Annotated in this window: 8 protein-coding genes; 3 read left to right on the forward strand and 5 right to left on the reverse strand. The window is 45.0% G+C overall.

The genetic code is table 11. The features are described 5' to 3' along the window. Positions 1 to 112 precede the first annotated feature (112 nt). The 5 genes from RDV52_RS01300 to RDV52_RS01320 form a co-directional block, all read right to left on the reverse strand. On the reverse strand, positions 113 to 3,103 hold the full coding sequence (locus RDV52_RS01300; RefSeq protein WP_004367822.1) for a thiol protease/hemagglutinin PrtT: 2,991 nt from the start codon (positions 3,101 to 3,103) through the stop codon (positions 113 to 115). Positions 3,104 to 3,764: 661 nt separating this feature from the next. After that, entirely contained in the window at positions 3,765 to 4,706 is a 942-nt protein-coding gene (gene trxB / locus RDV52_RS01305) for a thioredoxin-disulfide reductase (RefSeq protein WP_004364165.1), read from the reverse strand. 97 nt (positions 4,707 to 4,803) lie between these two features. Then, complete coding sequence (locus RDV52_RS01310) at positions 4,804 to 5,424, reverse strand: deoxynucleoside kinase (RefSeq protein ID WP_004364164.1); 621 nt, start codon at positions 5,422 to 5,424, stop codon at positions 4,804 to 4,806. Between the two features lie 38 nt (positions 5,425 to 5,462). Next, positions 5,463 to 6,077, reverse strand: a complete 615-nt coding sequence (locus RDV52_RS01315; protein ID WP_004364163.1) for a deoxynucleoside kinase — start codon at positions 6,075 to 6,077, stop codon at positions 5,463 to 5,465. A gap of 14 nt (positions 6,078 to 6,091) precedes the next feature. After that, the gene (locus RDV52_RS01320; protein WP_004367820.1) at positions 6,092 to 7,558 is read right to left on the reverse strand and encodes an alkaline phosphatase family protein; all 1,467 of its coding nucleotides are present in this window, start codon (positions 7,556 to 7,558) and stop codon (positions 6,092 to 6,094) included. Positions 7,559 to 7,777: 219 nt separating this feature from the next. Here RDV52_RS01320 and RDV52_RS01325 point away from each other — a divergent pair, with 219 nt between their 5' ends. The 3 genes from RDV52_RS01325 (at position 7,778) to pflB (ending at position 13,454) form a co-directional block, all read left to right on the forward strand. Continuing rightward, positions 7,778 to 8,290 (forward strand): pyridoxamine 5'-phosphate oxidase family protein, encoded by a 513-nt coding sequence (locus RDV52_RS01325; protein ID WP_040557356.1) that lies wholly within the window; start codon positions 7,778 to 7,780, stop codon positions 8,288 to 8,290. A 122-nt stretch (positions 8,291 to 8,412) separates the two neighbouring features. Next, the gene (locus RDV52_RS01330) at positions 8,413 to 10,560 is read left to right on the forward strand and encodes a M3 family metallopeptidase (RefSeq protein ID WP_004364160.1); all 2,148 of its coding nucleotides are present in this window, start codon (positions 8,413 to 8,415) and stop codon (positions 10,558 to 10,560) included. Positions 10,561 to 11,207: 647 nt separating this feature from the next. Beyond that, positions 11,208 to 13,454: a formate C-acetyltransferase gene (gene pflB / locus RDV52_RS01335; protein ID WP_004367816.1), complete on the forward strand. Its 2,247-nt coding sequence runs from the start codon at positions 11,208 to 11,210 to the stop codon at positions 13,452 to 13,454. The last annotated feature ends 57 nt before the right edge of the window (positions 13,455 to 13,511 follow it).

The raw sequence follows: 13,511 nt of genomic DNA on the forward strand, positions 1-13,511 counted from the left end.
AGGCAAAAAGCCTACAAAGGTAATTTTTAGAACCTGCCTTAACGTTGATATGAAAAAGGACGTTCATGTGTTTTAGAACGCCCCTTTATTCCGTTTAATATGCAGTATTGGTTTATTTTACTGCTATTTTCTTTGTGATGACTCCATCAGTTGTTACTATTCGGACTACGTAGATGCCGTTTTGTGTTGGCAAACTAATGCCATTCGTAATTTTAGATGTGCTAAACGCCTTTGTACCAGCTATGTTATAGACTTCTAACAGACGTACTTTCTGTATGTCGGAGAAGCTGATTATGTTGCCGTTGATGGTAAAACCGACTTCTGTCCTGGCGGTCTGGAGCTCTTCAATTCCTGTCTTCGTGCCTATGTAAACGGTCTGTGTGTTGTTGCCTGCAAGCGGAACTTCCTGCCCATACGCCTTGCCTTTGGGTCGATACTCGGCGTAAAGCAGATACTTTCCGGGCTTTAATTTGGCGTCGGGAGTTACTGCGAAGGTGTATTCGGCACTCTTTCCTTCTTCCAAAGTAACCGATTTCATGAACGCCAACATGCCTCCGGTGCGTGTAACGGGGCGCAGACGAACATAAAGCGTTGCGCCCTTGACCGATTTCCGAGCCGTTATTTTAAGTTTAAAGTCGTTTGTGCGCTTGCCATTCTCCAATTTTGTGGTTGGAATGGTGAACTCTGTGCACGCCAATTCGATGGCTTCGTTGTCGAGAACCTCTAATGTGTACTCTTTATTCTGACCGCCCATAGGTGTCTCAACACCGTTTACCACGTAGTAAGGAACAAGCAAATACTTGCCGGAAGCCAAGTCCAGACGCGATGAATAAACTGCCTTTACCTGTTCCATCTTCTTGTACGAAGCCTCTTTCGTCTGCACAATGTCGTATGTTTTGCTCCTGTCGGTTACGTCGATGGCTTTCATCAGCAGCGATGAAGTGCCCGCAGTACCATAGTTTAGAGTATTTTGGAGAATGGCAATAATATCGCCTTGCTTTACGGCAGCGTTGTTTTCCTTGCTGCTATTGCTTATCCAGAGCATGTCTCCGTCCTGATAGAACACCGGAGAAGTTACCTCTTCGCGCACCTCGAGTATGTTTTCTTCGCTGAAACCGGGCTTGAATGGGTGGTTCTCCCACTTTGCAATGTTCTCTCGATAGCGTTGTTTTTCTTCTTCGGTGGCATCGTCCTTGGGTTTGGTTACGTTTACATTCTTTTCGAATGCCGCTACTTTGTATTTGCCGGAAGGCATGTCGTCGGGCAGTTCGCAGAGCAATTGAATTGTCTTTTCGCTATTATCGTAGACCTGATGGAAGGTTCTTTTGTCGTCTTCGTGTACGTAATAAACCTTCGATTCATCGTTTACAGAAATGAACTTTAACCATATATGGTTGAGAATAAAGTCGTTGCTGTTATTCTTCAGCACTAATGTGAACTTGCCGGAACCTTTTGCGTGCAATTCGTTTTCTGCGGTAATAGGTTTCACAAGCGTAACGTTGGGCACAGGTTCGTGTTGTCTTACGCTTACGATAACACCATTTTCTACGGTTGCCTCGGCATAATTGGGCAGATTGTTGGGGCAGGGGACAAGCTGCCAATCGTCGCTGTTGTCGGCTTTTACGGCAAATTGTATGCGGTAATCGCTACCATTTGGCACATTCTTTTCAATCTCTTTCTTTATCCAATTGCTAATGTAATAGCCTGTAGTATAAAGGTTTCCGTCTACCTTTACGGCGTTGAACACCTTGTTTTCCTGCTTTAAGATGGCTTTCACCGCTTTGTCTTTGTCTATCAAGACGAGTGCTACCTTGCCCGTAAACTTGTCGCAATCGTGGCTGTCGATGCGCTGCATGCCCAGAATTTGCCCACCGCTCTCGACTACGGAGAGGCGACTTGAACCAAAGATAGCCCATTGTTTCTTTCCCGGAGCTGCACTGTCAATTGGTTTTATGCCCGTAATTATTTCCTGCTGAAGGTTGTATCCACCTCCATTGGCACCTATTCCGAGTGCGTAAGGTTCGAGTGCATTCACCCGGAAGTAGCCATTGCTTTTGCCGTACCAGCCCCAGTTAAAGTGGAAATAGTCTTCGCTGTCGTATCCGTCGCACACAAAAGCGTGTCCACCCTTGCCGTCTTCGTTCGATGCAGAGTAGAAAACAGGACGCCCGGCATCGAGTTCGGTCTTTATCATGGCTATCCATTGCGGTGTAGAATAGTACTCTCGCTTTTTGTAGGCAATGCCCGTGTCGTAGCCAAAGTGGTTTACCAGTGCGCCGGCAACGGCTTGCGAGTAGGCACCAGCCTCTCCGCTGGGCATGAAAGACATGTGAACGCTGAATGCTGCCAGGCTGCTCAGGGTGGCAACCATATTATTCTCGGTTTCATCGGCGTTGTCCAGCTCTAACCGTTCGGGCATTTTTGTCCAGTCGAAATGGGCAGACGTGAAGTCTGCAACGTGTTTTTTGCCAAGGTTGTCGGTGTAAGTCATGTTGCCTGTTCCCTGCATAGGCCACTTGTGGAAGCGCATAATCTGTGCCATTGCCGTGGCTACACAGCCCACGTAGTAGTGTTCTTTCGGATTGTTTTCGGTTGCCTTGCGTTCCGGCATCTTGTTGAAGAAAGGTGCATCTTGTCCCCATTGAATGTTGTTCAGCAGCGGTTTCACCTTTACTTCGCCGTGTGGTGCTACGCGTTCGTCTTCCTTTACGAAGTCGGTAGAACCTGTATGTTGTACTTTTTCAACGGCACGTGCGAACATCTGCATCATGGTAACCACGTTGGAGGGTGCTCCTTCCATGTCGAAAGTACCGTTGTCGCTGTAGCCAATGATGCTTCCGATGGCGTCGTCGCCCGACACAATGACGAACCCTTCGTTGTTTTCTGCGTTGTAAACATAGAAAGGAGCATAGGAGGCTGTGGCAGACATGTTGGACGTCAGTCTTTTAGGAAGTGCCATCAGGTGTGTCTTGACGTTCCGTTGGAGTTTTTTCGCCAAGAAATTTTGTGCAATGCGTTGTGCCTCTGACCTTGAAATCGGGTCGGCAAAGGCTGGTATTGCGAGTATCGCAAATAGCAGCAAAAGATTTAAACTACGTTTCATGCTTTTAAATTTAGTTGTAATTATTTGGTTCTATGATGATTATTTTAGATTGGCGAGCACTTTAAGTTAGTCTGTATTATACTGTGTTTAGGTCTGCTTCTGCTCTTTTCCCGTTCCTTGAGGTATGCATTCTCGTGCTGTGGCAGTGGTTAAGCGAACTTGGCATTGCACGTTTGGCTTGCTGTAACCACGTCTGTTGTGGAATGTCTCCTTCTGTTTGCTTTGTACGGACAAGTCCAACGGCTATGTTCTTTACCTTTCAAAGGAACTTGATTTGTGGGCAAATGTAGTTTTTTATCCGTGAATAAACGTAAAAAAAATTAGAGAAATTATACAAATAAGTATTTTTTAACACTCGAGAATGTTAAAAATGAATATATAAAAATACCTTTTTGTATATATGCAAGTATATGTATGAAAATGCCTTTGTGTAACTTTCAATAGGTCAGCAGGTTAGAAAGGCGTCCCAAAAGGGGCTGTCTTGCAGTGCAAAAGAGCCTGTTTTGTTGCCCAAAAGGGTGGATTTTGGAACGTGGAAACGGTTATCTTGAAATGTAATTGCATATATATGAAAAAGGACCAACATAGTGCAAGTGTTACGTTGCAGTATGTCAGCCCTGTTGGGAATGCCGCCTCTATCCGGCATTCTTGTTACTTCGGTTTACTTTTCGCCCTTGTCTTGCAAGAAGCGTTCAGCCTCGATGGCAGCCTTTGCACCACTTCCGGCAGCCACCACTCCCTGGCGATAGATTGGGTCGGCAACGTCGCCGGCAGCGAAAACACCTTCTACGCTTGTGGCAGTAGACGGTCCGTGGGTTACGATGAAGCCTTGCGGGTCGAGTTCTAACTGCCCTTTAAACAGATCGGTGTTAGGCTTATGACCGATTGCGAGGAAGAAACCGTCTATTTGAATATCATACTTTTCTTCGTTGGCTTCGCCTTTAAAGCGTACCAAGTGTGCCCCTTCCACACCGTTTTCGCCGAAGAGTCCGAGCGTATTCGTGTTGTAAAGGATTTCTATATTCTCTTTTTCTTCAACTCGTTTACGCATTATTTCGGCTGCACGGAGGTAGGGCTTGCGCACTATCATGTACACTTTCTTTGCCAAACCTGACAGGTACATAGCCTCTTCGCAGGCAGTGTCGCCACCACCAACAACGGCTACTGTGCGCTTGCGGTAGAAGAAACCGTCGCAGGTAGCGCAGGCACTGACACCTTGACCGCGGTATTTCTCCTCGTCGGACAGACCAAGATACTTGGCGCTTGCACCCGTTGCAATAATGAGCGTGTTTGCTTCGATGATGTTGCCACGCTCGTCTTCGATGATGAAAGGACGTTTCTTAAGGTCTGCCCTCACGATGGAACCATCGCGGACATCGGCTCCAACGTTGGTAGCCTGGGCTTTCATTTCCAGCATTAACTGGTTGGCATCGATGCCGTCTTTGAATCCGGGGAAGTTCTCGATAATGGTTGTAGTTGTCAATTGTCCGCCCGGTTGCAAACCAGAGTATAGCACTGGCTGCAAATTAGAGCGACTTGCGTAGATAGCAGCCGTGTATCCAGCGGGTCCACTACCTATGATTAATGTCTTTACTTTCTCCATAGTGTTTGTTTATAGAATATTGTTTAATTTTTAGTTATACATATTCAGCAGTGCCTTACGGCAATGTGCAGTATGCGAAGTAGGGTAGAGTGCCTGACTATTTCGGGGGAAACAGTCCGAACAGGCGTGCGTCTATCATGTCCTCGATGCGTTTGAAGTCTTGCGGATTTTCTGCAAAGTCGATGCTGTCGCCATCAACTATCATCAGTTCACCGTCGTAGGTCTTAATCCAGTTCTCGTATCTTTCGTTCAATCCGCGTAGGTAATCTATGCGCATGGTCTGCTCGTAGTCGCGCCCCCTGCGTTGAATGTGCTCGATAAGATGCGGCACGCTACTCCTTATATATATAAGGAGGTCGGGCAGTTTCACCAGGCTCAGCATCAAATCGAACAGCTGTGTGTAGTTGTCGAAGTCTCTATTGCTCATCAGTCCCATGTCGTAAAGGTTGGGAGCGAATATGCGTGCGTCCTCGAAAATGGTGCGGTCCTGAATGATAGTGTCGTTGGAGCGCGATATTTCAACTACGTCGCGGAAGCGTTTATTAAGAAAATATATCTGAAGATTGAACGACCAGCGCTTCATGTCGTTGTAATAGTCTGCCAAATAGGGGTTGTTGTCGACCGGTTCGAACTGTGCCTTCCAGCCATATCGTTTGGCAAGCATTGTAGTAAGTGTTGTTTTGCCTGCTCCGATGTTTCCTGCTATTGCTATGTGCATATTCTTTGTTGTGATATAAGAGTGAGTTTTATCGATGATTAGAAAAATCCGAAGAGTTCCCGGTCTATCTTGTCGGTAATGAAACCAAAGTCTTTTGGATTGTTCTGGTAGTCGAGTTCGTCTACGTTTATGGTAAGTACGCGCCCTTTATACTGATTTTTTATAAAGTCTTCGTAGCGTTTATTGATGTTCTCAAGATAGTCCAACGGCATGCGTTGTTCGTAGTTGCGACCTCGTTTCTCTATGTTTGCAACCAAATGACTGACCGATGCTTGTAGGTAAATCATTAAATCGGGGTATCGAACGGCGTCGGTCATGTCTTCGAAGAGTTCCATATAGGTTTCGTAATCGCGCTCGTCAAGGTTGCCCATCGTGTAGTTGTTTGCCGTAAACACGTAAACGCCTTCGTAGATGGTGCGGTCCTGAATGACGTCAGTGTCTGAACGACTGATTTCCAACAAGTCTTTAAATCGTTCTTTCAGGAAGAATACCTCCATGGCGAACGACCATCGCTTTATGTTTTTATAGTAATCGTCGAGATACGGATTGTATTCTACCGACTCGTAGCGTGGTTTCCACCCATAGCGTTTGGCTAACATGGTGGTTAAAGTAGTTTTTCCGCTACCAATGTTTCCTGCTATTGCAATGTGCATAGGTCGTTTCCGCTTTATGGCAATACTGCTTTACCTATACAACCGCTTGGCATTTGTATCTTCAACATAGCACAAACAGTTGCAGCAATATCGTTTATTGTAACTTCTTGAGCCGATTCTCCATGGTTTACATGCCAGCCATACATTACCCAAGGAATGTGTGTGTCGTATGGATAAGGCTGTCCGTGCTGTGTGCCGATGTAGTCGGGAGAGTTCTTTGCGCCGAAGAATTGAGCACGAGTAACCACACCTATTTCGCCCGAACGGTTGCGCATGTAGCCATTGAGCATGCGTGTCTTGATGAAATCGGGCATGGTTTCGGTTGCAACATGCTCTTCGTCGAATACAAAAATATATTGGGGATCTTGCTTTAGGAACTTTATGGCCTCTTCGATAACGTCGTCTTTGTCTTTCCCTGCCTGTTCTATCATCTTGTCGTTGAAGGCAAATTGATAGTTGTCTTCGCCCATGACGGGTTTTATTCCGAACTTTTTCTGCAGGTGATTATTAAGGTCTTCCACTGCTTTCTTATACTCGAAAGCTCCTGCCGGAATGCGTTGCTTCTTTAAAAAGTTATAGTTGTGTGCTGCACCATGGTCGGCTGTAAGGAAAAGAAGATAGTTTCCACGTCCTACTTTGGCATCTAACACATTCAGGAATTGGGACAGATCTTTGTCCAACTGCATGTAGACATCGTGGTTTTCCTTGCCTCGCGTGCCATATTTGTGTCCGATGGCATCGGTAGAAGAGATGCTGACGGTAAGCATGTCGGTTTCTTTCCCTTGTCCTAAGCGTTCGTTCTCGAGTGCCGCAGCTGCCATTTTGAAGGTCATTGTTACGCCTTCGTTCGATGTCTTAATATTATAATTGGGAGCAGTATGGTTGGCTTTGTTGAACTTTTCTACCCATTCCGGCAGTTTATCCATATAGTAAGAAGAGGTAACGAAGTGCCCTGCAGAGGTGTCCCACCAGTATGCCGCGTTGGCAGAATGACCTGCCGGCAGAATGGCAGCACGGTCCTTGAGTGCTACACCTATGACTTTTGAACGGAAATTGGTGGCTAATCTCAGTTCGTCGCCTATCGTAGTGGTGAGCAAACGGTGTGGGCTCATCTGTCCTTCCTTGCTGTCCGACCCTACACTACGTACGGTTGTGTCGGTACAACAGTACACATACTGGTCGTCTTGCCAGAAATTGTTGCCGCAAATACCATGCAATGCCGGTACGGAACCGGTGAAAACAGACGAGTGTCCGATGGCTGTTACAGTAGGAGCATAGTTTATTTGCGTGTTTTCGAACGAGAAACCTTCGTTAAGAAGACGGCGAAGACCTCCTTGTCCGTATTCGTTTTGATAAAAATAGAGGTAATCCCAGCGCATCTGGTCGACTACAAGACCAACTATAAGCTTGGGTCTTGCTACTTGAGCCTGTGCATTTAACACCATAAGGAGCGTTAAAATAAACAGCGATATCTTTTTCATTTTCAACTATTTGGATAAATTTAAGTAGACCTTGGCACTGCCATTCCAAAGGCAGATATAAGCCGTTTTGTCTTTGCAAAGATACAATTTTATTATGAAACAGGGAAGATAAACCTACAGGTATTTTGTATTGATATCTATTTATCGGTTTTTATGCGGCTTAGTTTTGGTTATATCAAAATTAAATTTTATATTTGCAGAAAATTGAAAGTTGTGGAAATGAAGTACGTAAACGATACGGTGCGTAGAAGAGACCGGCTGATGGACGAGGCAAGAGCATTGGAATTGCTGAGAAATGGAGAGTATGGTGTGCTCTCGATGGTGTCTGAAGGCGGTGGCTATGGCATACCTGTGAATTTCGTCTGGGACGGTAAGAACAGCGCTTATATACACTGTGCGCCGGAAGGGCGCAAGTTAGAGGCGATAAAAGCGAACAACAAGGTGTCTCTTTGCATCATTGGCAATGTGAATTTGCTGCCAGGAAAGTTTACGACAGAATATGAAAGTGCCATCTTTTTTGGTACTGCACACACACAACTTAGCGACGAAGAGAAAATGGACGCATTGCATTTGCTTATCGATAAGCTCTCTTCCGACTTTAAAGAAATAGGCGATGTGTATGCACACAAGAGCTTTCATCGTGTAGAAATAATACGTATCGACTTTACGGAGTTTAGCGGAAAGCGAAAGAAAGTGCCTCTGGCAGCACAGCAAGTACGCACGGGCGACTAATCAAGGAAACGTTGATGGGTCAAACTATTGAAACATAAGGAACTGTACCTGCCGGCGAGCTATTGCATTGTATATTCTGAGAAGCTATAAAACTATAATTTGAAAACAAAAATAACGACTTTATGAAGAACAACTTAAAGAAAACTTTCCTCGTTGCAGGACTTGCTTGCGCCACACTCGTGGCAACGGCAGCTTCAGGGCAAAAGATTAAGAAAGGAAAATCTATGTACACGAACCCATTAATGCAGAAAAGTGCATTGCCATTTGGCGCACCCGACTTCAGTAAAATAAAGAGCGGACACTATCTTCCTGCCATTCAGGCTGGTATAGAAGAGCAACGTGCAGAGATAAAACAGATTGTAGAGAACAGGCAAAAGCCTACATTCCAGAATACAATCCTGGCATTCGAGAAGAGCGGACAGCTGCTTGACAGGGTAAAAAATATCTTCTTCTGCATTACAGAAGCCAACAAGACACCCGAAATCGAGGCTGCTGAAAAGGCTGCAATACCACTGCTCACCGATTTTGAGAACGAAATCAACTTCAATCAGAAATTCTTTGAGCGTGTAAAATATGTGTACGACCACGAAAGAAACAGCCTGAAGGGCGAAGACAAGGTGTTGCTCGAAGAGATATACAAGAACTTTGTACGTTCAGGTGCATTGCTGCCAAAAGACAAAATGGCTCGTATGAAAGAAATAAACACTAAGTTGGCACAGTTGCAGCAAGACTTTGGAAATATGCTTCCTAAAGCTTCTGTAGCATCAACTGTATGGGTAAACGATGTGAAAGAACTTGCTGGACTTAGCGAAGGAGCTATTGCACAATGTAAAAAAGACGCCGAAAGTCGTGGAGGAAAAGCTCCTTATTGCATTGTTATTACCAATACCACGCAACAGCCTATCCTTGCCAATCTCGAAAATAGACGACTTCGCGAGCGTGTTTACAATGCTTCCATTCATCGTACCGATGGAACCGGCGAATATAACACGTTCCCTGTAATCGTGGAAATTACTAAATTGCGTGCTGAAAAGGCTCAACTTATGGGATACAAGAACTATGCTTCGTATGCGTTGGCGAATGTAATGGCGAAGAATACCGACAATGTGTACGCCTTTCTAAACCAACTTATAAAGGAATATCAGCCAAAAGCGGTTGCAGAAACGAAAGATATAGAGGCATACGCACGCAAAACACAAGGTCCAAACTTTAATTTGCAACCTTACGACCGTTTCTATTATTCTGCAAAAATGAAGAAAGAGCACTTCAATTTTGCCGATGATGAAGTGAAACCGTACTTTAATATAGACTCTGTTCTTATTAATGGAATCTTCTATGCAGCCAATAAAGTATATGGTTTAACCTTTAAAGAACGCAAAGACATACCTACTTATCACCCCGACATGAAGGTATTCGACGTGATAGACAACAATGGTAAGCAGTTAGCTCTATTCTATTGCGACTATTTCCGCCGTCCAACGAAGCGTGGTGGGGCGTGGATGAGTGCTTTCGCAAAGCAAAGTCGAATGCGCCAACAGATACCTCTTATATATAATGTGTGCAATTATGCGAAAGCACCAGAGGGCCAGCCTACGCTTTTAACATGGGACGAGGTGTCTACAATGTTCCATGAATTTGGGCATGCACTGCACGGAATGTTGTCGAATTGCTATTATAACACGCTAAGCGGTACGTCTGTGGCACGCGACTTCGTGGAAATGCCATCACAGTTTAACGAAAGTTTTGCAAGCATACCCGAAGTTTTCAACCACTATGCAAGGCATTATAAGACCAATCAGCCTATGCCTGCCGACTTGTGCGAACGTATGCTGAAGTCTATAAACTATCAGGCTGCATACGCATTGGGCGAAAATCTCGGCGCAACTTGTGTGGATATGGCTTGGCACATGCTCGATACAAAGAGTATTCCTGCTGCCAACGAGGCTAAGAATTTTGAGGTTAAGGCACTGAAAGAGGTAGGTTTGCTCGACAGTCAGATACCTCCACGCTATTCGACATCATACTTCAACCATGTTTGGGGAGGCGGTTACGCAGCAGGATACTATAGCTATTTATGGTCGGAAGTATTGGCGGTAAACATTTCAGACTACTTCGCAAAGCACGGCGCATTGACCCGAAAGGTGGGCGATGACTTTAGAAATAAGGTGTTGAGCCGTGGCAATACAAAGGACTTAATGGAGATTTTCTCCGATTTCACAGGTCTTAAAGCTCCAGATGCGTCTGGTTTGCTAAAGGCAAGAGGGTTGTGATAATCCTCAGATAATAAATCTTTTTCATCTCTTCCGCCATTGCTGTAAAGTGCGATGGCGGTTTCTCGTTTCTGTAAAAATCTACTTGTTACAATGCTATAAACATTCTTTTATACATTATTTGTAATTCTCCAATTGCTTATCAATCCTTAATTGGCGTTTGATAGTTAGTAACAATCAATATAATCGGAAGCATACGAACAAATAAATGTAACAGGGTTGGATAATCATCGCTTAAAAAAGATTCCGTAAAAATGTTATTGCTCATTATGAATGCATGCATTGTTTAACGTCAAATAAGTGGAATTATACCTATGGAACAGAAAAAGGGTGCAATAAAACAATGGATAATGATACCTATAAATAAGCATATGGATTACTGTATAGGTCGTGTTTTGCAAACTGTAGATTGCATTTTAAGGTACTTTGAAATAGGTTTTATACCTAAAAGTAGGTATTGAGATAGCGAAAAATAGTCGTTTTTGCACATCTTACAAAACATGTGCAGTGCAAAATACCGACAAGTAAGTATTGTAATAAATATGGAAAGAAATTACCTTTGCACCAGAAATAAACAGAGAATTGATAATGGGCTTAATGTAATACTATGCGTTTAGCCTTATAATTTACTAAATTACAATACTATTATGAGAGAAGAATGGAGAGGCTTTTCAGGCACAAAGTGGCTTGACGAAGTAAACATGCGCGAGTTTATCCAGGCAAACTACACTGGCTACGACGGCAACGAGGACTTCCTTGCAGGCCCTACGGAAGCAACAGACAAACTCTGGGGCAGACTGAAAGAACTTCAGAAAGAAGAGCGTGCCAATGGAGGCGTACTCGATATGGAGACCGAAGTGGTGTCAAGTGCCACTGCTTACGGACCAGGATACATCGACGAAAGTCTTAAAAACCTCGAAAAGGTAGTAGGTTTGCAGACCGACAAGCCGCTGAAACGTGCCTTCATGCCTTACGGTGGCATCAAGATGGCAGAGCAGGCATGCACCACTTATGGCTATCAACCATCTGAAAAGCTTCACGAAATTTTCACGAAATATTGCAAGACCCACAACGACGGTGTGTTCGATGCATATACCGATGAAATGAAAATAGTACGCCACAACCATATTCTAACTGGTCTTCCAGATACATACGGGCGTGGTCGTATCGTGGGCGACTATCGCCGTGTTGCTCTTTACGGCGTAGATTTCCTTATAAACGAGAAGAAAAAAGACCTGAAGAACTGTGGCGATGGCGTAATGACGGAGGAAATCATTCGTCTGCGCGAGGAAATTGCAATGCAAATCAAGGCTTTGAACGAACTCAAGGCAATGGCACAAATTTACGGATTCGATATTTCTAATCCGGCAAAGAACGCCCGGGAAGCTGTACAATGGCTCTACTTCGGCTATCTTTCAGCCATTAAGACACAGAATGGAGCAGCCATGTCGGTGGGCAGAATATCTACATTCCTCGACATTTACATCAATCGTGACATACAGGAAGGTACATTGACCGAGGCAGAAGCACAGGAACTCATCGACCATATCGTCATGAAGTTCCGCATGGTCAAGTTCGCTCGCATTCCATCGTACAACCAATTGTTCTCGGGAGACCCCGTCTGGGCAACCCTCGAAGTAGCTGGTTTGGGTATGGACGGACGTTCTATGGTTACAAAAACCGACTTCCGCTTCCTCCATACACTCGAAAATATGGGACCATCGCCCGAACCTAACCTCACAGTGTTGTACTCTCCAGCGCTGCCGGAAGGCTTTAAGAAGTACGCAGCAAAGATTTCTGTGAAGACAAGCTCTATCCAATACGAGAACGATGAGGTAATGAGACCCATCTGGGGAGACGATTATTCAATCTGCTGCTGTGTGTCTGCCACACAGACAGGTAAGGAAATGCAGTTCTTCGGAGCACGTGCCAACCTTGCAAAGTGCCTTACTTACGCCATCAGTGGCGGTGTAGACTACAAGACACGTGAGCAATGTGGTCCGGCATATCGCCCAATCGAAGGCGACATAGTAACCTATGAAGAGTTTATGCCTAAGTTTATGGATATGATGGAATGGCTTGCCGACATTTACGTAAATACCCTTAATCTTATTCATTACATGCACGACAAGTACTTCTATGAGGCGGCAGAGCTTGCCCTTATAGACACCGACGTGCGCCGAACATTTGCTACCGGCATCGCAGGATTTAGCCATGTGGTAGACTCTATCAGTGCTATTAAGTATGCAAAGGTTAAGATTGTACGCGATGAAACGGGCTTCCCAATCGACTTCGAGACCGAAGGCGAGTTCCCACGCTATGGCAACGACGACGAAAGAGCCGACGAAATAGCTGTCTGGTTGCTCAAGACGTTCATGACAATGATAAGGAAACACCATACCTATCGCAACTCTGAACCCACCACAAGTATACTTACCATCACATCGAATGTGGTATATGGCAAGTACACACCAGCCATGCCGGACGGTCGTCCTGCCGGTGCTCCATTGTCGCCGGGTGCAAATCCATCGTACGGAGCAGAGCAAAATGGCTTGTTGGCATCGCTCAACTCTGTTGCGAAACTGCCTTACGAGTATGCGCTCGATGGTATTTCAAACACGCAAACCATTGCTCCAAGCACATTGGGAAAGACCGAAGAGGAACGCACAGACACGCTTGTAGGTGTGATGGACGGTTATTTCAGCCGTGGCGCACACCACTTAAACGTGAATGTTTTCGGTGTAGAGAAACTTATCGATGCTATGGAGCACCCTGAAAAGGAGGAGTATGCAAACTTCACAATCCGTGTCAGTGGCTACGCTGTCAAGTTTATCGACCTCACAAGGGAGCAGCAAGAAGACGTAATAGCACGTCGCGCACATGGCAAGATGTAAGCAACGAGCTTTGTAAACAAGACGTATTTTATCAATATATAGTTAGTAATTTGAATA

Source organism: Prevotella nigrescens (genome assembly GCF_031191185.1).
GTDB classification, from domain to species: domain Bacteria; phylum Bacteroidota; class Bacteroidia; order Bacteroidales; family Bacteroidaceae; genus Prevotella; species Prevotella nigrescens.